This window comes from Flavobacterium sediminis, assembly GCF_003148385.1.
Classification (GTDB): domain Bacteria; phylum Bacteroidota; class Bacteroidia; order Flavobacteriales; family Flavobacteriaceae; genus Flavobacterium; species Flavobacterium sediminis.
This window is the reverse complement of sequence record NZ_CP029463.1, coordinates 281,989-304,151: the sequence shown is the minus strand read 5'-3', so window position 1 is coordinate 304,151 and position 22,163 is coordinate 281,989. Positions and strand designations below refer to the sequence as shown.

The window sequence follows — 22,163 nt, the reverse complement described above, 5'->3', positions numbered from 1 at the left end:
AAATGAAAAATATAAGATTTCTTATTTTAGGGTTTTTACTTTTTTTGAATTGTAACAGCTTATTTTCCCAAAATAAAAAAGACAGTATCCCTCAAAAAGCAATAATGGGAGTAACCGATAGATTTCCTATTACAAGACTTTTAAATATTGAATACCAAGAGCAGACACCTCATAATTTTTCATCTCAATATCCTGATTCGGATTTGCCTAACGGAAGAGTAGAGCGTTTTTCACAGTTTAGAATTAGTTCAAATATCAATTTTCTGAAGAAGAAAAAATGGATATTGGGAACTACTTTAAATTACAATTATAATAAGATAGATTATAATTTTCTAGATATAGAAAGTAAATCCGATTTTCATTATCACTTTACTTCTCTGAATGCTACTTATTTTTCAAGATTGTTTAAAAAAACAGCTGTTTTTTCTGCTAGTACAATTATAGATGGTAGCGATCAGCATTTTGAACGAATTAAAGGAATGGCTACCGGAACGCTGGTTCTTAAGGCTAATGCTAAAACAAAAATGATTTTAGGTGTAGTCCTTTTGGTAGATCCTAATGCATTAGTTCCCGTATTTTTGACTTTTGGTTATGAGCATAAGTTTAATAATGGTTGGATAGCAGATATTGTTTTGCCTAAAAGTGTGTTAATGAGAAAACATGTTTTTACTGATGGTAGAATCTCTTTGGGTAGTACTTTAGAAGGAACTTATTTTTATGTATATGATTCGCAAAATAGTTCTAAAACATATAGTTTCAATCAAATGGAAATCAACTCCGGTTTAATTTATGAACATTATTTAGGGAATTCATTTATCATTACCTTTAGATCAGGTTTAAAATATGTGCCAATATCTAAAATAACAGAAAAGAATTCAACGCTCAATGACTATATTTTTAAAGCTAATCCAGATGCTTCTTTTTACTTTAATTTAGGTATTTCCTTTAATCCTTTACAAAAGAAAAAGAAATGATCGAAATATTTAAAACTAATGTGCAAGAGGAAAAAGAGGCAAAGAAAATACTTAACATATTAATTGCTGAGTTTCCAAAGTGTAAAATAAATTTTGATTTGGAAGATTGTGATAAGATTTTAAGAATAGAAGGAATAGATTTTACCGTTCGAATTATAGAAAAAAGACTTAAAAAGATAGGATTTATATGTACTGTAATTGAATAAAGTGATTTTAAAAAATGGATAAGAAAACTAAAAAAATAAAATAGTCAAAAGATTACTCTACATAACCATTTCTTTCTTTATTTTATTTTTAATTATAATTAGTGTACTACTCAATTTTATTTTTACACCTGAAAAAGTTACTCCGGTTGTTTTAGGAGTTTTGAATGAAAATTTAGATGGAAAAGTAGAATGCACTAGTGTAGAGCTTACTTTTTTTTCTACGTTTCCAAATTTTGGAGCTAAAATGAATAACGGAAATATTTATTCAGGAAAAGAAAATCAAGATACGATAGGATCTTTCAAAGAATGTAAAATAGCACTGAATGTTGTAAAATTATTAAGAGCTAATGAAATAGATGTTAGACGAGTAAGCCTAATTCAACCGAATTTGAGAATTTTAACGAAAAAAGATGGTAAGCTAAATTGGGATATCTTAAAGAAAGAGAATACAATTGATGTACAGACTGATACGGCAAAGTTTCATGTTGATTTTAATTCCATGAAAGTTAAAAAGTTGGTGATTAAAGAAGCTTCGATTTCATATCAAGATATGGTAAGCAAACTTGCAATAGCAATTCCTAAACTCAATCTTAACCTGAGTGCATCAGATGATAAAAAACAAACGGTTTTTAAGGTCGACTGTACTACAGAACAAATGGCTGTAGGAAGTGATATTTATAAAGTAGTTAAAGATCTAAAAACATATTTGAAAACCGATTTAGTGCTAAACAAAACGACTCGAGAACTAAAATTATCGGATACAAAATTAGAGTTGAATGACATCGCTTTTGATCTGGAAGGAGATTTTAAAAAAGTTCCCAAAGAGAAAAAAGTAAGTGTTAATCTTAAAGCATTTTTGAAAGTACCTTCTTTGGAAACACTTTGGTTGGCATTACCAAGAAAATATTTAAACATAGAAGACGTCGATATAGATGGACTAGCTCAATTGGAATTATCAACCACAGGTTTTTGGGAAGTGGAAGTTTACCAGTATCTAAAGGAATATTAAAAATTGAAAAAGGGAAAGTAGCTTACAAAAAATCATCCGGAACGATAAATCTTTTGGAAGCTGACATTAATTGGTTAGTTGATTTGAAAGCAAAAGAAAAAACACAGATTGATATCCATAAATTAATTGTTCAGGGAACAGGAATTCAGCTTAATGCAAAAGCAGATGTAAAACGTATTTTGACAGCACCTCAAATAACAGCAGATTTACAATCTGATATCGATTTGACACAACTTAAAAAAGCTTTTCCAGTGAGTACAAATTATCATTTTGAAGGGAAAGCTGTTCTGGATGCAAAGACCAACTTAAATTATGATTTAGCAAAAAACGAGGTAGACTATAAGAATATCATTCTTTCGGGAAAATGTTTTTTGAACAATTTAAAATTCAAAGCTCCAAAAGACACGATCTCGATTGATATCCAAAAGACAGAAATAGAAGTCGATAAAAATCAGATGGAAAGCTTTGTAGCCCATTTAGATGTAGAGCAATTAAACCTGAATTATAAAGATTTTCATCAAATTCATTCTAAAAAAATGAAAGCCGATTTAGCCAGAGGAAAAAAAGTAGGTTCAAAATATCCTATTGATGTAAACTTAGCTATTGAACAACTCAACTATTCTTCAAAAGACAGTATAGGAGGTGAGGTAGAAAATACGAATCTTCTTTTAAAAGTAATTCCGGGAAAAGGAGAAGAATCTTCTATTTTTTCAGCAGCCTTAGCTTCTCAAAAACTAAAAGCGCGTCAAAAAGATAAAAAAATATTCATAGAAGATGGTAATTATACTTTCAGTGTTCAAAAAGATAAGATAAAAGATAAAGACTGGTATCCTAAAGGTTCTATAGCATTTAACAAATTAGTAGCAATAATTCCAGAGTTAGGAATTCCTTGTTTAGTAAAGAAAACCAGAGTTAATTTTGAAGATAGAAATATTACTTTAGATAATGCATTTGTAGCTCTAGGAAAGTCTAAAATGAGATTAAGTGGAAACATAAACAATGTTTTTCCTAGAGATAAAAAAGACACAACCTTATACGCTTCGTTATCCGTAAGATCCCGTTATATAGATGCAAATCAGTTGATGAGTGCAATGCATAACAATACTGCGGCAGTTAATAATTTAGAGAAAGTGACAGAAGAAAAACTTGATAGCGAGAAAACAGTAACCCAAAAATCAGTTTTTAAAATTCCTGCCAATATTAATTTTTCATTAGATACATCGGTTGACAAATTAGCCTTTGGAGATTTGGAATTTTCTAACATAAAAGGAGATGTAAGTATAAAAGAATCACAATTAAATTTGTCAAATCTAAGCCTGAAATTAAATGAAGCCGAATTGCAAACGAAATTTAAATACAAACCAGTAGATGAAACTTCGGCAAAAATATTTTACTCCATGTCAATTCATAACATAGAAATGGAGCAAATCAAAGATATGGTTCCGGTTATTGACACATTATTGCCAGTCGCAAAAACACTAGAAGGAAAAGCAGATTTTGTGATAAAAGGAATGATGACAATTAACGAATCCATGGAACCTGTTATAAAAACAGTAAAAAGTATTGCCGCTTTAAAAGCTCAGAATTTAAAAATTACAGAAAGCGAAGCATTTAAAGAATTAGCAAAAACATTTATGTTTAAAGATAAAAGCAATGCTACTATTGATAATCTTGAAGTGGAAATGCTTATTGAAGACAGTCATTTGGAAATATTACCTGCTTTAGTCGAGGTTGACCGTTATCAGTTAGCAATAGGCGGAATTCAAAATGTTGACCTTTCCTATAATTATCATATATCGGTATTAAAATCTCAAATTCCGTTTAAAACCGGTGTGGATGTAAAAGGAATTATTCCCAACTATGATATTAGTTTATCAAAAGCTAAATATAAATACTATTTTACAGATAAAGAACGTTTACAAAGCAAAGCAGACAGCACATTAATAAAGAAAAAAGCTTTTATACAAGACAAAATTAAGTTTTAAACCGTATAAAAAAGAATGACAGAAGTTATAAAAAAAGGAGTGTTGAATTTAGCTATGAAAAATCTTCATCGAACAAACGGTTTGTTTGTACTTTGTTCTTTTTTTATAACTATAATCAATTTATTTATCAGAGATAATATTGTTATCATATTAATAATGTCATGTGAGATAGGTTTGTATACATTGTTAATAGCGAAGCTGGGAATCATAATTTTAAAATTTTGTGTAGCAAAATATAATGATGATCCCATTCGGTTTAAATGCTGGCGTTACGGATTGTCTTTTGGACTAGGACTTATCATTTTTTTGATTCTATCGGTTATTTTTACAAGATTAGCAGGAATATTTGATGATATTTTCTATACGCAACGAATTATTTTCTTTATTCTGTTTCCCAATGCATATATCATCATTGTCTTAGTTCTTCATGATTATGTAATAGTCAGAGAAACAAAAAACTTAACCGATTTAAAAAATTATCAATTAGAGATTAAAAAATCAGAAGCAGAAAATTTACTTCTAAAACAACAAATACAGCCTCATTTCTTATTCAATGCCTTAAGTACTTTGAAAGTGTTGTATAAAACGGATCAAGAAAAAGGAGAACACTATTTATTGCAATTATCTGATTTTTTAAGAGTTTCAATTTCTCATAATAATGAAGAAATGACAACACTCAAAGATGAGGTTTCTCTTTGCCTAAATTATCTAGAAATGCAAAAAATAAGGTTTGGAGATTCTTTGATTTGGGAGTTGAAAGTAAACGAATCTACTTTAGAAACTACTTTTCTACCTTCTTTTTCATTGCAACCTTTAGTAGAAAACGCCATAAAACACAACCATTTTACAAAACAGAATCCTCTTTTGATTGCAATTAGGCAAAATCAAGACAGTATAGAAATAACTAACAACATCAATACAAAAGAAAAAATAGAATTCTCAACAGGCATAGGACTTAGTAATCTTTCAGATCGTTTCTTGTTATTGACAGGCAAAGAGATTATCATTAAAAATGATGGTAATAGCTTTAACGTTAGTTTAAATTTAATTAAGAATGAAAATAATAATAATTGAAGACGAAGCATTATTAGCACAAGAATTAGCCACAACACTAAAAAGTATAAACAATACTATTGAAATTGAAGTCATTCTTGAATCAGTTCAAGAGGCAAAAACGTATTTCCAAAATCATCCTCGACCTGATCTGATTTTTAGCGATATTCAATTAGGAGACGGTTTAAGTTTTGAAATTATTAAAGACGAAAATATTAAAACTCCTGTAATTTTTTGTACGGCTTATGATGATTATGCCATAGAAGCCTTTAAAGCTAGTGGAATAGAATATATACTCAAACCATTCAGCAAACAAACTTTAGAAATAGCCTTGTTAAAATTTGAACATTTAAAAGAACATATTACCAGTAATATGATTCAAAAATATGAAGCTGTACAAGGGAATTTACAGAAAGTAAACAATACCAAAAAAAGTTTTGTGATTAATTATCGGGGGCGTTTTTTACCTGTATCACTTGATAAAATAGCAATGTTTTATCTGGAAAATGAAGTGAATTGCGTTCAGCTTTTTACAGGAAAGGTATATTATATTCCCAATTCATTAGAAGAAGTAGAACAAAAAGTAGATGATAATTTTTTCCGAGTAAACAGACAGTTTTTAATTAATAAAATGGCAATTCAGGAAGCTATAGAACATTTTCCCAGAAAGCTAAAAATTCAACTTACCTTTCCATTTGAAAAAGAAATTGTAGTAAGTAAAGAAAAGAAGACAAAACTGCTACGTTGGTTAAGTGGAAAATGAAAAATTAATTGAAATCCCGTTGACGTTTGGCTTCAAAAAGTAAAATAGCAGCAGCAACAGAAACATTCATGGAGTCTATTTCACCCTGCATCGGGATGATGATGTTTTTAGTACTTTCGGTTCGCCAAATCGCGGTTAAGCCTGTCGCTTCAGTTCCGACAACTAAAGCGGTAGGCAAGGTGTAATTTTGAGTATGGTATTCGGTCGAATCCTGTAATGTCGCCGAAAAAATGTTGACCTCGTGTTCTTTTAAATACTGTACTACTTCTTCAGACGTTCCCACAGCAAGTTGTATTGTAAACAAACAGCCTACACTTGACCGTACGATGTTAGGATTGTAAATATCAGCCCTGGGATTAGCAATAATTACCGCATCTATATTTGCCGCATCTGCGGTACGTAGAATGGCCCCTAAATTTCCGGGTTTTTCTAAACCTTCGGCAACCAGAATAAGCGGATTATTTGATAATTTTAAATCTTCAAGAGCTAACGATTTGGATTCGGCCACCGCCAAAATACCTTCGGTAGTATCTCTGTAGGCTAACTTTTGGTATACTTCTTTTGAAATTTCTATTTTCTCTGTTTCATTTGAAATTTTTAATGAGGCTAATTGTTCTTCCGAAAAGATATGAGGTAAAAACAGGACGGTTTTCAGGGTGTACCCGCCCTTTATAGCAAGTTCTATCTCTCTTTTTCCTTCAATTAAAAAGGTTCCGGTTTGTTTTCTGGTCTTGGCTTTTTCCTGAAGCTGGATCAGTGATTTTACATACGGATTCTGAACAGATTCTATTTTTTTCATCATGCTTTTAGTTCTCAGTTTCTTTTGGATCGGAATTATCAGTAGAAACAATACTTTCTTCCTTCGTAACTTCTTGTTCTTTACTTCCGAAAATGAATTTTCTCAGAGCGCCTAATAATCCGAGAAGACCCACAATGATAACTTTTCCGAATTTAGCTAAAATAGCAAAAAAACCTGTTTTTGCGAGTAGCTTTCCGGCTACAAGTCCGCCAATGGTCCATGCTGCTACATTATCGGTTCCGGAATCAAAGTCACTATAGCGTGATCCCTCTTTGTATGTCACACTTTTTGTTATGAGCGGAATAGATTTTTTAACTTCATCCAGTTGGTTGATACCGGAAACTGCCGAAAGGTTAAACATCCCTTTTCTTCCCAGTACCCTAAGATCATAATTTAAAGTATTGGTCTCACTATCGTCAAATTTTATTTCTTTTGCCCAGTGAAGCACTTTTGCAGTATTGTCATAATATGGTTTTGAAGCCCAACCTACCAGGTGCGCTTTTTCATAGCCTAATTTTTCTCTTTCAACATTTTCACTTTCAAAATCTTTCTGTAATTCTTCCAGTAACTCATCATAATCAATGTCATTGGCATCGTCGTCTTTTACATAGCCGATATTGTGATAGCTTATCACAAACATCCAAGAATTTTCACTGGTAACGCCTAGTTTTTCAGGTAAAATAGCTCCCAAAACAGTTGTGTCTCTCATATTCCCCATAGATCGGTTAAAACATATTGGGTTTGCTCTCCGTCTAAGAATTTATATCCTTTTGGGATATCAATATCAGCATTTTCATTTTTAAATTCAATTTTTCCGGTTTGATACTGCATTGAACTTTCGATCTGCTGAAAAAAAACAGCCAGAGAGTCAACCTCTTCTTGAGCAGTGGAAAAATAAGTACAGCTAATAGTTAATAGAAAGGTTAGTAGAGCTTTTTTCATATAGGGTTAATTTTTAAAGTATTCCTCGAGCTTTGATTTCTAAATATTTATTGATCGTGTCTAATGTTAACTGTTCGGGTTCGGTTAAAACCGAGTAAATGCCATATTTTTTTAATTCATTGACAATTAAGCGTTTTTCAAAAGCAAATTTTTCGGCAATGGTTTTGTCATAAATTTCTTGAACAGTGGTCGCTTTTTTATGAATCAGTTCATTAAGTTCCGTATTGTTAAAGAACACCACAACCAGTAAATGATTTTTAGCCATTCCTTTTAAATAAGGCAATTGTCTGTGTAAACCGTCTAATGTTTCAAAGTTGGTATACAACATAAGTAAACTTCGCTGGTTGATGTTTTTCTTTATATCTACATACAGACGACTGAAATCGCTTTCAAAAAAATCGGTTTTTATGTTGTAAAGATTTTCCATGATCTGCTGCATCTGGCTCTGGCGTTTTTCGGCAGCTATAATGTTCTCAACCTTCTTTGAAAAAGTCAGCATCCCTGCTTTATCGTGCTTTTTAAGGATTACATTCGATAAAACTAAAGTTGCATTGATCGCATAATCGAGTAAACTTAAACCATTAAAAGGCATTTTCATAACACGCCCTTTATCGATGAGCATGTATACATTTTGCGATTTTTCGTCCTGAAACTGGTTAACCATCAATTGGTTTCTTTTTGCAGTTGCTTTCCAATTAATCGTTCGGATGTCATCTCCCTGAACGTATTCTTTGATCTGTTCAAACTCCATAGTATGACCGATACGTCTTATCTTTTTTAATCCGTATTGGAAGAGGTTATTGGAAAAAGCCATTAAATCGTATTTTTTTAATTGAATATACGATGGGTAAGTGGGTACCATTTGGTTTTCCTCATAAATGAATCTTCTGCTGATTAAACGCAGCGGAGAAGACACATAAATATTAAGTTTTCCGAATGTATATTCACCACGTTCAGTAGGTCTCAGGAAATATTGATAACTATCTTTTGCCTGAGTTTTAATTTTTCTGGAAACTTCAAAATGCCGTTGCTGGAACTGATACGGAACTTCGTCGATGGCTTTAATCAGAACCGGAAAAGTATAATAGTTTTGTAAATGAATAGTAATGCTATTGTCATCACCATTAGAAAGTTTTTCCGGAGTAAGGCGAGAAGCGGTTACTTTTTTTCCGGAAGCAAAGAGTAAAAGGATATCGATAGTGGTAAAAGCCACTAATAACACCAAAAGATACCAGGCGGCATTGTAGAACATAGGAAGAAAGAACGACACTATGAATAGTGCAATGATCCCCATGATACAATAGAAGAAAAAATTATTGATGTATAGTTGTTTATAGAATGCCGGCATTGTCCTTTTTCAAATTGAGTTTTTAGTTATCGCGGAATTTCAACGGTATCAATGATCTGTTTAATGATTTCAGTACTGTTAACTCCTTCCATTTCACGTTCCGGAGTAACAACAACGCGGTGTTGCAATACCGGAATAGCTGCCTCTTTAATATCGTCGGGTGTTACAAAATCGCGTCCTTTGATCGATGCGAAACCTTTAGCAGCATTTAAAATAGCTATAGAAGCTCTTGGAGAAGCTCCCAGATACAAAAAGGCATTTTCGCGGGTATTGGAAACTATTTTTGCAATGTATTCAATCAAATGCGGTTCAATGATGATTTGTTTTACCAAATGTTGAAAATCAGCAATATTAGTTTTAGATAAAATTGTAGCGATAGCGGCTAATTTATCTTCATTTTTCAATTCATTTTCTTTATTTAAGATATGGATCTCCTCTTCTAAGTTCGGGTAATCGATATTGATCTTAAACAAGAAACGGTCTAATTGTGCTTCGGGCAGTCGATAAGTACCCTCTTGCTCAATCGGGTTTTGCGTGGCAATTACAAGAAACGGTTTCTCTAATACGTATGTAGTTCCGTCGGCAGTAATTTGGCGTTCTTCCATTACTTCAAACAAAGCGGCTTGTGTTTTTGCCGGAGCCCTGTTGATCTCATCAATTAAAACAAAGTTGGAAAATATCGGTCCTTTTTTGAATTCAAAAGTTGATTTTGACAAATCAAAAACGGAAGTTCCGATAATATCCGAAGGCATCAAATCGGGTGTGAACTGGATTCTGCTGAAATCAAGAGATAAAGTCCTGGCTAACAGTTTAGCACTAATAGTTTTGGCTACTCCCGGAACCCCTTCGAGTAAAACATGTCCGTTTGCTAAAACAGCTACGAGCAATTGGTCGATCATTTTATTTTGCCCTACAATCACTTTAGCGATTTCCTGACGAATTTGAGCCAGACCATCCTGTAAGGGCTGTAGATCGATACGAGATTCAAAATTTACATTTTCGGCATTTTCATTTGTCTCGTTTTGCGGATTGTTTTCAAAAAAGTTTTCCATTATAGATTTAATTTTTCAATCAGTTCGTTCAATTTAATAATATCAGCTTCTGTAGCTTGTGTTTGTCTGCGTAATTGGTTGATGTGATGGACCAATTTTGCAATATCGTCTATATTTTTACCGGTTTTTTGATGTAATCTTTTAATAAAAGAGTCATCCAGATTAAAGGTATCAATATAGTATTCGTTTCTAATTTTTTCAAGTAAATATTTGATCTTTTTTTCAATGATATCCAAATGATTCTTTTCCTGATAATACAGATTCCCTATGGTTTTGGTGAATTCTACGGTTGTATTTTTTAACGGTTCAATAACGGGAACTACTCGTTGGCGGCGCTTAGCATTAAAGATCATAAAAAAGATCATAGAAAGCAGTGCAAAGAGCCAAGCCCACTTTAATGAAGGTTCACTAAAAATAAAACGCAATGGTGACTGATCTAAATTTTCACTTTCATAGCGATCTACTTTCCAGAAGATAGGATCTTTTTGCGGGATATTATTCAGTATACTTTCAGCATAGGACTGGTTCTTCAGCATGTAATAATTTGTGAAAGCTTCCGGCTGGGTGTGTAGGTAAAAAGCGCCTTCACCAAAGGGAACTTTAATGAAATTGGTTTGTTCGTTTTTAAAATTCTTGCCGTATTTCTGTTTCCCTAAAACAGTTGTACGAGCAGAGTCAATTTCAATAAAATAACTGTTGTTAGTGCCTTTGTCAAAATAGTTCTTTTCTTTTTTTGCATTTTGAACCTCCAGTTGTAAGGTATCACTAAATATATTTCCATAACTTATTTTAAAATGAAGTGAATCTTGTAAGATCTTCGGAAAATCAAAAGAACTCAGAAAGATAGAGTTTCCGTGACTGGCAAAATACATTAGTTCTTTTAAGGATTCATCATCAATATCAAATTCGTTGTCAATGTACAAGACCGTTCCTGAGACACTATAAGAGGAATCTTTGTAACGGTATTTAGCATCTAAAAATTCGTATGGACTTTTCCCGAATCGTGTAACGGATTGCGGATTAAAATAGGTGTCACACTCGTTATCAAAGATATAGAGTCCGAAAGGCTTCTTGTCTTTGATCTTATAGGTTTCGGTCCAATCAACAGGTTTCGGTCGGCTGGCATCAATAGCGATGATGGCAATCCAGAGAAAGAACAGAATTCCTATGAATATTTTTAACTTTTTTGACATCTTATTGTTTTCCTATTGATTTTAAAAAGGCTTTTTGGGCTTTCTGGAAATCCTCTTCGGTTAGTTCAAATTCGCCATACCAACTGTATTCGTACACATACGAAAGAAATCGGAAATCTTTTTGTAAAGCCATATCGTTAATTTCGTATAGGTAGTCTGAATTCGTCTTTTCGATATCCCATTCAATAATGTTTCTGTCGGAAAGCGATTTTAGCAACCATAAATAATAGTAACGAATCGCAACGCGGAAATCTTTTCCGCCTACGGCATCTTTTACAATTTTATTGAAATCAATGGTATGGATATTTTCTTCAACATTTTCTGTTACGTTGATCTTTTTACTTGAACGACTAAAAATCCAGCCTCCTTCTTTGTTGATGATCATTCTGACGATCAGATAGACCACAAATAGAATAACGATAACAGCCAGAACGCGGATGAGGATCTGAAAACCGCTCAAAGCTTCTGAGGCAGAAGTATTACCGAAGATATCAGAGATCAAATTTTGTAGAAATCGTAAAATTTTATCGCCTAAAGAGGGTTCGTAACTGTCTTGTTCTATTTCGTAATTAAAATCGTTTCCGTTGTATTTTTCAGCTAATGCACTTCCGAATGTTCTATGAGCATTAGCAATAGAATCTCTAGCTGTTTGTGCTAAAGACTGAAAGGCTATAACAAGGCTTAATAGAAAGGTTATGTAGATGCTCTTTGTTTTCATATTAAGCAATGGTAACTGATTTTTTTACTTTTTGATGTACTTTGAACGGATAGATCAGATAATAAAAACTAATTGCTGAAAGCGTAAGTAAAATAATTGAAATGCTTAGAAATGTAGGCATTTCTAAAGCGTATCGGGTAATGAAACCTTCTAAAAAACCTGCTGCAAAGGTAAAAGGCATGGTGCTGATGAAGATTTTAAAACTGTTTTTGAATCCTATTTTGAAGGAATCTAAGCGCGAATAGGTTTTAGGAAATAAAATGCTGGCTCCTAAGATAAATCCGGCTCCGGCTTCAATGACCATGGCAAAAATTTCCATTGAACCGTGGATCCAGATACCGCGAACACTTTCCCAGAATACATTTTCCTGATAAAAGAAATATTGGAAAGATCCCAGCATGATACAGTTCTGCAACAATACATAAAAAGTACCGATCCCTAGAAAGATTCCCCAGAAATAAGACATGGCACCTACTTTTAAATTATTAAGCGTGATACCGATAAAACTTCCCCAATTACTGCCACTTTTGTAAACAGCTACAGGATTTCCGTCTTTGATATTCTCTAAGGTCATGTTTACATAGTAATCCCCTAAAATAAGTCGTACAAAGCTGTCGTCGTTGTGAGCAGAAAGCACACCAATCCCTGTTAGCAGGAAGAATGTAATAAAAGCGTATAGAATGTACCTGCGGTACTGGTAAACCAGTAAAGGAACCTCTGTTGTAAAAAAATACTGAATTCTATTGGTCTCAGTTCTTTTTGTTTTGTAAATTTTTTGATAGGTTTGTGCCGCTAAATAATTTAGATAAATGGTTGTCTTGCTTTTCGGGTAATAAGTCTGAGCATAAGACAAATCATTGACTAAATGAACGTATAAACTAGCCAAATCATCAGGATTTTTTTTAGCTTTGCCAAAAATAGCTTGTTCAAAATTAAGCCATTTTTCTTTATTTTGTTTAATAAATGCGACCTCTCTCATGGGAGTGCTAAAATATAAATTAAGATGCAATTAACCATAAACACTACACAAAATGTTACTATAAATTTTACAGCTGCGACTGTAGGAGATAGGTTATTGGCTCAGATCTTAGATATTTTAGTTAAGGCAGCATACATTATTTTAGTTGTTTTTTTATTTGAACTGACTGATTTTGACCGTTTTTTTACAGGTTTAGATCCTTGGTCAATTATGGCTGTCATTTCGTTGATCGGTTTACCGGTCATGTTCTATTCTTTAGTTCAGGAAAGCCTGTGGGAGGGACAAACCATAGGTAAGAAGATCGCAAAAATAAAAGTGATCAAACTGGACGGTTATCAGGCAGGTTTTGGAGATTATTTAATTCGATGGTTGTTCCGTATTGTGGAATTAACCGTTGGGAATGGTTTGTTTGCTTTAATCGTTATGATTATAAACAAGCGCAATCAGAGGCTAGGAGATATTGCAGCCGGTACGGCAGTGATCTCTTTAAAGAATAAAATTAATATCAATCATACAATTTTACAGGAGATCAATGATGATTATGTACCTACGTATCCGTTAGTTATCAAATTATCAGATAATGATATGCGGATCATCAAAGAGAACTTTGAAAAAGCAATAGCTATGAGAGACTTTAATACCATTATAAAACTACGGGAAAAGGTCATTGAAGTAACCGGAATAAAGAACCAGTCCGGAAACGATCAGGATTTCATCAAAACACTATTGAAAGATTACAACTATTATACGCAAAATATGTAATTAATAGGTAAGGTACAGGTATCCGGTTAAGGCTTCGGGATAGTCTTCGTCGTTAAGGTATAAAATGTAGAAATAAGTACCTTCAGGAGCTTTATTACCGGCAAATCCATCTTTAACATAACCGTCCCAATTCGGAACATTATTGTTACCTGTCCATAATAATTTACCCCATCGATTGTAAATTTCCAGTTTAAAGTCGGTAAAAATATCCCGCAATCCGTCAATGAAGAAATCATCGTTATAACCATCATTATTGGCAGAGACTGCATTGTAAATTGTCGGAGGACAATTTCGGACGATCAGGTCAAATGAGGTAATACTATAGCAGCCAAATTCATTTTCAATTCTTACATAAATAGTTTCCGGAGTCGTTAAAGCCTCATAATTCATTGTATTGAGGATTTCATTTTGTTCATTTTCGGCATCTTCATAGGAATTATAAAAAGTAACCGAATGATCAGCATTGGTTGTAACCGACTCTTCATAAGCCGAAAAGTCAAAATTACCTTTGGTAAGTCCTAAATTGCAAGAGGTAAGGTTTTCTAAAGTAGCAAACGGAGGAGATAACCACTGTGTTATTTCCATTTCAAAAGAATTGTTAGTTTCTACTAATTCTAAAATAGTATTATCATAATCAACAGTAGCAGTAAGGATGAAAATTTCCGTTGCGTCCGGCGGAATTGTTAATGTCACCGAACCTTGTTCATTGGCTCCGATGGCAATAGGATTTTGTGTAAACGTAGTTCCGATCAAGGTGTTGTTGACATAAAAGCCAATGGCAGTATCTTCCGGAAGGATCTCAGTACTATTAACATTGTAAACGGTATAATCAACAGTTATTGAGTCGGAATTACAACTTGTGCTGTAATCATTCAAAACAATAGTAGCGTCGGGCAGTTGACTATTCAGTTTTACAGCAACAGCATTAATCATGATAAAATCCTGAAAAGATGTTAGTTCAATCAAAGCATCTGTATCACTGACTTGGATATAATTTTGAATATTATAGATGTCCAGATCCATATTATATAGAGTATTAGATCCCGTAACACTATTAGTTCCGTTAAAAACATTATTGGCCGGATTAAGAGCGTTACTCAGAACCTGACTATTGATATAAAAGGATTCCGTAGGTAAAACGGCATCACCTTCCCAAGCGATGAATCCGGCAGTAGCACCGTTGTTATCTAAAACGTTAAGATTGGTCAGATTAATGCTAAGGTTATCCGGAACACCTTGTAAACCATCATAAATATTGATCTGATTGAGTTGAAAGACCGGATTTTCATAAACGATTAAAATGGCCCAGCCTGCAAAGTTAGTTTTTCGAATAAGATGTAAACTTTCATAGGCAGAAATGTCTAACCCGGAAAGTTCGTATGTACCATTTCCATAACTTTGTACGTAAGAGGTAATATCTTTGAAAGCACTGAAATAAGTATACGTATTGGGCGAAAAAAAACGGCTATGGCTAAAGGTACGATCAGGAGTGATTGCATTGCCGTTTAACTGAACATCAAAATCCCCATCGCCGCTTCCTGCCCAGTAAAGATAAGCTTTAACCACAGTATCATTAGGACCGAGATTTAAAGTAGCTGAAGAAGATGTGATCGTTACAGAACCGGCTGAGGTATTATTTTCGGCAGTATTCATGGTATTACCGACAAAAGTAAAATCATAACGCCCGTTAACCTGTGTATAAAGTGAAACATCTTGGCTGTAACTATAATAAGAAAGCAGACTTAATATGAAGAAAAATAAATTTCGGGTCTTTTTAGTCATTGGGTCACCGGATCTTTTATAAAGCAAATTGCCATAAAAATAATAAAAAAGCCAATAGCTTTTTATTCCTATGGTAAAAATTAGTAATTTTCCCCGTTAAAAGATGTAATCTTGAAAATTTATCAGGTAAGGAAATACGAGAAAGAAAGTAAAACGCTTTGGAACGAATTTGTTAAAAAAGCTAAAAATGCTACTTTTTTATTTGATCGGGATTTTATGGAATACCATCAGGATCGATTTGAAGATTATTCTTTATTGGTCTTTGATGCGAAAGAAAATGTAAAAGCTGTTTTTCCGGCAAATAAGGCAGGAGATACAGTGTTCTCACATCAAGGGCTGACTTACGGAGGCTTAGTTGTGGAGAAAAAAACAAAATCGGAAGAAATTTTTACAATAATGGATTCCATTGTTCGTTTTTTAAGAGCACAAGGGATTATCACTTTACAAATGAAATCCTTGCCTATCATATACAATTCAACGATGTCTAACGAATTGGATTTTTACTTTTTTAAATCCGGTGCCAATTGTTTCAGAAAAGATCTGAATTTAGCATTTCCTTTAAAGGATCCGGAATTATGGTCTAAAAGTAAATGGAAACATTATAAAAAGACTAAAAATATTGAAGTTAGATTTGATAATAAGTTCAACGATTTTTGGGAAGAAATATTAATTCCCAGACTTTTACAAAAATACAATGCAAGCCCGGTACATACCTTACAAGAAATAGAATCACTGGCATCCGATTTTCCGGAGAATATAAAACAGATTAATGCTTACATAGATAATCAGATCGTAGCAGGAATCACACTTTTTCAGGATACGTTTGTTGTAAAATCCCAATACGGAGCTACGTCAGACTTGGGAGAAAAGAACAGAGCGCTGGATTATTTGTATTTTACCTTATTTGAACATTTCAGAGCGGAAAATAAGCTTTATTTTGATATGGGAGTTGTTACAGACACAAGTTTTAAAGAAGGTTTTAATAAAGGCTTATTGCAGCAGAAAGAAGAGCTCGGAGGTGTTGTGTTTTGTCAGGATTATTACCAATTAGATTTACAGGTAAAATGATAAAATTTCTTGATTTACATAAGATCAATAAACCATTTGAAAATCGGTTTAAACAAAAATTTCAGCAATTCTTAGATAAGGGCTGGTACATTTTAGGAAATGAGGTTCAGACATTTGAAACTGATTTTGCGGCTTATAGCGGTAGCCGATTTTGTGTAGGAGTAGCCAATGGATTAGATGCTTTGACTTTAATTTTAAAGGCATATATTCAACTGGAAAAAATAGAAAAAGGAGATGAGGTTATCGTTCCTGCCAATACCTATATTGCAACTATTTTAGCAATTCTGGAAGCCGATTTAATTCCGGTTTTAGTAGAACCAAAGTTAGAAACCTATACAATAAACCCTGATCGGATCGAAGAAAAAATATCCTCAAAGACAAAGGCAATCCTTCCGGTACATTTGTACGGACAATTAGCCGAGATGGATGAAATTTCAGCTATAGCTAAACGATATGATCTATTAGTTATAGAGGATGCAGCACAATCTCACGGAGCTAAAGCTCATTATGAAAACTATCCGAAAGCCTATAGCTTTTATCCCGGAAAAAACTTAGGTGCTTTGGGTGATGCCGGAGCCATTACAACAGATGATCCCGAATTAGCAGAAGTTTTGTATGAACTACGGAATTATGGTTCGAAGAAAAAATATGAGAACGAACGCATCGGCGTAAATTCTCGTTTAGATGAGTTACAAGCGGCATTTCTGAACTTAAAATTACCTTTTTTAGACAAGGAAAATGAAGCCAGAAGGCATATTGCCCGATGCTATTTAACGGAAATAACAAACCCTAAAATCATTTTACCGGATTGGAATAGGGAAGCTGCTCATGTTTTTCATCAGTTTGTTGTCCGTACGGAAAACAGAAATGCATTTCAGAACTTTTTGCAAGCGAACGAAATTGAAACGATGATCCATTATCCGATTCCGCCCCATCAGCAAAAAGCATTAAAAGACTGGAATCAGCTTTCGTTTCCTGTCACTGAGAAAATCCATCAGGAAATAATCAGCTTGCCGATCAACAGCAGTTTGACCGAAGAAGAAATAGCAACCATTATTAAGGTAGTAAATGCGTATTAAGTTTGAATGAATTTCAAAAAATAAAGGAAAATGTGCTTTTTAAAATCTTCTCATTCAATAGTCTGAGTTTGGTTTTAAGAGTCGTGACCAGTTTTTTGACCTCAAAGGCAATTGCTATGTTCATCGGAGCTTCCGGAATGGCATTAGTAGGCAATCTGAGAAACTTTCTATCTTCTTTAGAGGCTTTAGGAACTTTGGGAATCCAAAATGGAATTATTAAAAGAGTAGCAGAGAATTATTCCGACAAAAAGAGATTATCACATTTGTTCTCAATACATTTTTTAGGAATTCTCATTCTTTCCGTTTTTTTAGGAATCGGAATTGTTGTGTTTTCTGAGTTCATTGCGAACAAAATTTTCGATCATGCCGATTATTCAACGGTTCTGAAAGCCATTGGAATTTTATTCCCTTTTCAGGTACTGAATGTGTATTGCATTGCTTTTCTGAATGGGTTGAGTCGCTATAAAAAAGTAGTCTGGGTAAATAGTGTCAGTTACTTGTCCGGATTGGTACTTTCTGTTGTTTTGATGTATTTTTTCAGAACAATGGGGCATTATTGGCCGTTTCAGTCATAGGGCTTGTTTTGTTTTTGGTTTCTTTTTATTTTGTAAAGGAAGAAATCACAGCTTTTCAGATCGGGAGTTTAAGAAGTAGCTTTAAAGAGCTGAAAGGAACCTTGTCGTATGGACTAATGAGTTTGTTCTCAGCAATAATTTCGCCTCTTATTTATTTGTTTATCAGAAGTCTGGTTATCAATTGGGACAGTCTGGATGCGGCTGGATATTACGAGGCAATGAACAAGATTTCGGCCCTGTATATGATGTTTATTTCTTCCATGATAACCTTATATTATTTGCCGGAATTTTCAAAAGATACAAATCAGATAAAGCCTTTAACTAAAAATTACCTGACTAAGATCATTCCGCTTTTTGCTTTGGCACTGAGTGTTTTATACTTGTTGCGAATGTATTTTATTCCGTTGTTTTTAAGCAAGGAATTTTTACCGGTTTCCCAATTGTTCTTTTGGCAAATGCTGGGCGATATTTTTAAGGCAGCTTCTTTAATACTGGGAATACAGTTTTACGCCAGAAAGTTAGTGAAGCCTTATTTTATATTTGAAATTATTTCTTTTGCAACGATGATCTCTTTGAGTTGGTTTTTGATTTCGTATGCTAAAGTAGAAGGAGCCGTTATGGCTTATTGCGGGACCTATTTTGTGTATTTTGTAATGTTATGGATGTACTTTAACGGTTTATGGAGAAAACAAACAGAATAGGCATATTGATCCCTTGTTTTAATGAAGTTGAGCGTTTTAAAATGCTCAACTGGAGCAAGCAATTTGAAACCTATCGGGATGTCGATTTTCTGTTTATAAATGACGGAAGCTCAGATCAGACTCAGAATGTATTGGATACTTTTAGCAAGGAGTTTGAAAATGTTTTTTGCCTGAGCCTGTTAAAAAATTCGGGAAAGGCTGAGGCTATCCGGCAGGGAATTTTTCAGTTTAACATTATTCAATATGATTATGTAGCGTATTTAGATGCTGATCTGGCAACTCCGGTTTCTGAATTGATTCGTATCTCTCAGTTTTTACTGCAAAACGATAATTTGGCTCTGGTAATGGGAGCAAGAATAAAACTGACCGGAAATCAGGTAAGAAGATCGTTGGTACGCCATTATTTCGGACGTGTATTTGCAACTATCGTGAGTCAGGTTATTCTAAAATTTCCCATCTACGATACGCAATGCGGGGCTAAAGTCATACGTTCTGATTTGGCATACCGATTATTTAAAGATCCTTTTATAACCAAATGGCTTTTTGATGTTGAATTGCTTTTGCGGTTTAAAAGGTCAGATCGTGAGTTTGAGTTAAAAATTAAAGAGATCCCGTTGGAAATATGGGAAGAAAAAGGAGGTTCAAAAATAAGAAAAAGAGAATTTTTTCAGTTTCCTTTGCAACTTTTAAAAATATATTTCAACTATGTTTAAATGGATCGATAAGATTTATATCCCTTTTGTAAAAACAGCGGAGGTAAAATTTCTCATTCTCTTTGGGTTTTTCTTCAGAGCCCTATTCTTTGCGTTGTATTTTACAATTACTAAATGGCCGGATAGCTGGAGCTTTATGGAGTTAGTGCCTTATCTGATGAAATTTAATTTATCCGGTTATACCGGAGAAAGGAGTCCCGGATATCCGTTATTGATAGCATTAGGGGGAGGAACTATGCGGCTAACGATCGTATATCAATTTGTTATCGGTGTTGTAACTTCTGTGATCCAGTATAAGTTATTATTAAAATTAGGTTTTCAAAATAAAAATGCGCTTTGGATCGCGGTTTATCTGGAAACTTTACTATATGTGTTTTTTTATGAAACAGCTATTTTAATAGAAAGCCTTACCGTTTTTTTACTATCGGCCGTTTTTTATATTTTAGCAGATAATTATTTTAATAAGCGAGACCTTAAATCAGAGTTATTGTTTAGCCTTCTTTTAGGTTATCTGGTTTTAACCAAACCTTTCTTTGCTTATATTCCGTTTGTTATCTATGGTTTTAGTGTTTTGTATCGATTTCATTGGAAAAAGATCATCAACCAGAAGATCATTATTTTAATTTTTCCCTTATTAGCCTATTTCGGTTGGTCTTATGTCAATAAAGTAAACACAGGATATTTTGTTTCTACAACTTATTTTGGTCTCAACATTTCCCAAAATTGCGTTTATTTCGCTGAAAAAGGTCCGGAAAAATACCGGTGGATCATAGATCCTTATGTAAAATACAGAGAAGAAACCATCAGAGAAAAAAAAGATGTGGCAATGGCTATCTGGCATGCTCATTATCATGATTTACAACATAAATATCCTTATTTTCCGGAGTGTTCCTATTATTTGGGAGAATATGCAAAAGAAACCATCAAGAACAATCAGTATGATTATTGGAAACAGGTTGTAACCCGTTCCTGGTTGGATTTTTGGAGGGTAAAGATTTATTGGGATTTTGAAAAAGTAAAATTAAAACCACTTGTAAGAACCATTTGGCGTTTGCAAAAGATTACATTGTACTTTTTTAAATGGAGTTTTCTGGCTTTAGTTCCTTTTTTTGTCTTCCGATTTTTTAAGAAACGTAAGATCACTTTTGAAATAGTAGCAGTGACCATTATATTTGCCGGATCGCTTCTACAAGGTATTGTTACTTACGGAACGAATGTAAAGTACGCTTATCCGTATGAATTTTTAATGATTATTGTAGTGCTGTTGTTTTTTAAAAAAGAAGTCAAATTGCCCAGACGGATAAGTACTTTTTTGCAATGATCCGATAATGATGTTCTGTCTCAATAAACTTTCGGGCATTAGTTGAAATATCAATGATCTCGGCAGGATTTTCAATTAAAAAAGAGAGTTTTTGACATAGTTTTTCTACATCAGGAACAGCATTGATACAAACACGGTCATCCTGTAAATGGTAGTACTCGGAAAATTCGGTTTCGGCACCGGTAAAAACAACTTTTCCTTTAGCCATAGCCTCTAAAGCATTATAGCCCTGATCGTAAGCATAAACCTGATCTAAAAGGATATGTGCTTTGTTGTATAACTGAATATATTCGGCATAGGGAATGTTTTCCGTTACAATTGCCTCAACACAATTCGGGTATTTTTTTTGAATTCTTTCCAATGCCTGTTCAAAGAACGGAATGCCTTTTTTTTGATAACTCAAGTGGTTAATGCCTAAAAAGATGATAATTTTATCTTCAAAATGTAAAGGTTCAAATTTGATTTTGTCAACATTAACAGGATTCGGAATAAAATGGGTTTTAAAGCCCGTTTTTTGCATTGGAATCTCATAATCCAGATCAGATGTAATGAGCGATTGACAATTGTTTTTTAGCCATTGAAATGTTTTTCGGTAAGATGTTTTTCTGTATTTTAACGGAAACTGAAATAGTTTTTTGAGACCCGGATTTTCAAAGTAAGGGGTTAAAATAGAATAGTTAAGTTCTTGTTTGAAAAGATAGTCTATAACAGGAGTTTCATCGCCGCAAATTAATAAACTTCTGTTCTTTATCCTTTGAAACAGCTTTTTATAAAGCCATCGACTGAGTACCGGATAGGTTTCTAAAGCATCTGAATTAATTAGCTGAACATGGTTGTAATCTGAAAATTGAGGAAGTAAGAAATAAAAACGAATTGCCTTTTCAAGTTTTTCTAAATTGATGAGCTGTAGTTTTCGCAGTAGTTTATGAACATAAATGATCGGTTTAGTATGCGTAAAAGAAGCGTAGACAGAATGATCTACCGGAAATTGTTTGAATTTATCGCCGCAACCTACAATGGTAACCTCATGACCTAAAGTTTGTAGCCCTTCCTTTAAAGAATTGTGCAATCGGCTGTATTCACCAACTAAAAGGATTCGCATATAATTAATTCTAAAATATTCTAATTTCTGATTACATTT

The 22,163-nt window shown here is 33.5% G+C and carries 21 protein-coding genes and 1 pseudogene; 13 read left to right on the top strand and 9 right to left on the bottom strand.

Translation table 11 applies throughout. From position 1 onward, the window contains the following. The first annotated feature begins 2 nt into the window (after window positions 1-2). The 6 genes from DI487_RS01375 (at window position 3) to DI487_RS01350 (ending at window position 5,990) form a co-directional block, all read left to right on the top strand. Window positions 3-974: a DUF6268 family outer membrane beta-barrel protein gene (locus tag DI487_RS01375; protein ID WP_109568060.1), complete on the top strand. Its 972-nt coding sequence runs from the start codon at window positions 3-5 to the stop codon at window positions 972-974. Next, on the top strand, window positions 971-1,180 hold the full coding sequence (locus DI487_RS01370; RefSeq protein ID WP_109568059.1) for a hypothetical protein: 210 nt from the start codon (window positions 971-973) through the stop codon (window positions 1,178-1,180). Before DI487_RS01375 ends, DI487_RS01370 begins: the two co-directional genes overlap by 4 nt. A gap of 244 nt (window positions 1,181-1,424) precedes the next feature. Further along, a complete protein-coding gene (locus tag DI487_RS01365; RefSeq protein ID WP_245896487.1) occupies window positions 1,425-2,189 on the top strand; it encodes an AsmA family protein in 765 nt (254 codons plus the stop codon). Next, window positions 2,150-4,174 (top strand): nucleoside phosphorylase-I family protein, encoded by a 2,025-nt coding sequence (locus tag DI487_RS01360; protein ID WP_109568057.1) that lies wholly within the window; start codon window positions 2,150-2,152, stop codon window positions 4,172-4,174. The genes DI487_RS01365 and DI487_RS01360 overlap by 40 nt, the downstream gene beginning before the upstream one ends. A gap of 15 nt (window positions 4,175-4,189) precedes the next feature. Further along, window positions 4,190-5,248 carry a sensor histidine kinase gene (locus DI487_RS01355; protein ID WP_109568056.1) on the top strand — a complete coding sequence of 353 codons (1,059 nt, stop codon included), beginning with the start codon at window positions 4,190-4,192 and terminating at the stop codon, window positions 5,246-5,248. Then, entirely contained in the window at window positions 5,229-5,990 is a 762-nt protein-coding gene (locus tag DI487_RS01350) for a LytR/AlgR family response regulator transcription factor (protein ID WP_109568055.1), read from the top strand. The genes DI487_RS01355 and DI487_RS01350 overlap by 20 nt, the downstream gene beginning before the upstream one ends. 4 nt (window positions 5,991-5,994) lie before the next feature. Here DI487_RS01350 and DI487_RS01345 read toward each other — a convergent pair whose 3' ends face one another. From DI487_RS01345 to DI487_RS01310, 7 genes and pseudogenes are all read right to left on the bottom strand, one after another. Then, a complete protein-coding gene (locus DI487_RS01345; protein WP_109570568.1) occupies window positions 5,995-6,789 on the bottom strand; it encodes a TrmH family RNA methyltransferase in 795 nt (264 codons plus the stop codon). Window positions 6,790-6,796: 7 nt separating this feature from the next. After that, window positions 6,797-7,620, bottom strand: a pseudogene (locus tag DI487_RS01340) (DUF2167 domain-containing protein). A 124-nt stretch (window positions 7,621-7,744) separates the two neighbouring features. Then, window positions 7,745-9,079, bottom strand: coding sequence for a DUF58 domain-containing protein (locus DI487_RS01330; protein WP_218925780.1), 1,335 nt, complete (start codon window positions 9,077-9,079; stop codon window positions 7,745-7,747). 26 nt (window positions 9,080-9,105) lie between these two features. Continuing rightward, the gene (locus DI487_RS01325) at window positions 9,106-10,131 is read right to left on the bottom strand and encodes an AAA family ATPase (protein ID WP_109568051.1); all 1,026 of its coding nucleotides are present in this window, start codon (window positions 10,129-10,131) and stop codon (window positions 9,106-9,108) included. Next, window positions 10,131-11,324, bottom strand: coding sequence for a DUF4350 domain-containing protein (locus tag DI487_RS01320; RefSeq protein WP_109568050.1), 1,194 nt, complete (start codon window positions 11,322-11,324; stop codon window positions 10,131-10,133). The genes DI487_RS01325 and DI487_RS01320 overlap by 1 nt, the downstream gene beginning before the upstream one ends. Window position 11,325: 1 nt before the next feature. After that, window positions 11,326-12,042 carry a DUF4129 domain-containing protein gene (locus DI487_RS01315; protein WP_109568049.1) on the bottom strand — a complete coding sequence of 239 codons (717 nt, stop codon included), beginning with the start codon at window positions 12,040-12,042 and terminating at the stop codon, window positions 11,326-11,328. Between the two features lies 1 nt (window position 12,043). Next, on the bottom strand, window positions 12,044-13,021 hold the full coding sequence (locus DI487_RS01310) for a stage II sporulation protein M (RefSeq protein ID WP_109568048.1): 978 nt from the start codon (window positions 13,019-13,021) through the stop codon (window positions 12,044-12,046). Between the two features lie 24 nt (window positions 13,022-13,045). Between DI487_RS01310 and DI487_RS01305 the strand changes: the two genes are divergently transcribed. After that, window positions 13,046-13,783 carry an RDD family protein gene (locus DI487_RS01305; RefSeq protein WP_109568047.1) on the top strand — a complete coding sequence of 246 codons (738 nt, stop codon included), beginning with the start codon at window positions 13,046-13,048 and terminating at the stop codon, window positions 13,781-13,783. Here the strand turns inward: DI487_RS01305 and DI487_RS01300 are convergent, their stop codons facing one another. Then, window positions 13,784-15,565 (bottom strand): T9SS type B sorting domain-containing protein, encoded by a 1,782-nt coding sequence (locus tag DI487_RS01300; RefSeq protein WP_109568046.1) that lies wholly within the window; start codon window positions 15,563-15,565, stop codon window positions 13,784-13,786. It lies immediately after the preceding gene. 111 nt (window positions 15,566-15,676) lie between these two features. Here DI487_RS01300 and DI487_RS01295 point away from each other — a divergent pair, with 111 nt between their 5' ends. The 6 genes from DI487_RS01295 to DI487_RS01270 are packed head-to-tail and all read left to right on the top strand — an operon-like array spanning window position 15,677 to window position 21,022. Next, window positions 15,677-16,633, top strand: a complete 957-nt coding sequence (locus tag DI487_RS01295; RefSeq protein WP_109568045.1) for a FemAB family protein — start codon at window positions 15,677-15,679, stop codon at window positions 16,631-16,633. Next, window positions 16,630-17,712: a DegT/DnrJ/EryC1/StrS family aminotransferase gene (locus DI487_RS01290; protein ID WP_109568044.1), complete on the top strand. Its 1,083-nt coding sequence runs from the start codon at window positions 16,630-16,632 to the stop codon at window positions 17,710-17,712. Before DI487_RS01295 ends, DI487_RS01290 begins: the two co-directional genes overlap by 4 nt. A 32-nt stretch (window positions 17,713-17,744) precedes the next feature. Further along, window positions 17,745-18,287 carry an oligosaccharide flippase family protein gene (locus DI487_RS01285; protein ID WP_170108154.1) on the top strand — a complete coding sequence of 181 codons (543 nt, stop codon included), beginning with the start codon at window positions 17,745-17,747 and terminating at the stop codon, window positions 18,285-18,287. Continuing rightward, window positions 18,269-18,988 carry an MATE family efflux transporter gene (locus DI487_RS01280; protein WP_109568042.1) on the top strand — a complete coding sequence of 240 codons (720 nt, stop codon included), beginning with the start codon at window positions 18,269-18,271 and terminating at the stop codon, window positions 18,986-18,988. The genes DI487_RS01285 and DI487_RS01280 overlap by 19 nt, the downstream gene beginning before the upstream one ends. Then, complete coding sequence (locus tag DI487_RS01275; protein WP_109568041.1) at window positions 18,967-19,701, top strand: glycosyltransferase; 735 nt, start codon at window positions 18,967-18,969, stop codon at window positions 19,699-19,701. The genes DI487_RS01280 and DI487_RS01275 overlap by 22 nt, the downstream gene beginning before the upstream one ends. After that, window positions 19,694-21,022: a hypothetical protein gene (locus DI487_RS01270; protein WP_109568040.1), complete on the top strand. Its 1,329-nt coding sequence runs from the start codon at window positions 19,694-19,696 to the stop codon at window positions 21,020-21,022. Before DI487_RS01275 ends, DI487_RS01270 begins: the two co-directional genes overlap by 8 nt. Here DI487_RS01270 and DI487_RS01265 read toward each other — a convergent pair. Further along, window positions 20,985-22,124 carry a glycosyltransferase family protein gene (locus DI487_RS01265; RefSeq protein WP_109568039.1) on the bottom strand — a complete coding sequence of 380 codons (1,140 nt, stop codon included), beginning with the start codon at window positions 22,122-22,124 and terminating at the stop codon, window positions 20,985-20,987. The two genes, DI487_RS01270 and DI487_RS01265, sit on opposite strands and share 38 nt — an antisense overlap. Window positions 22,125-22,163 lie beyond the last annotated feature (39 nt).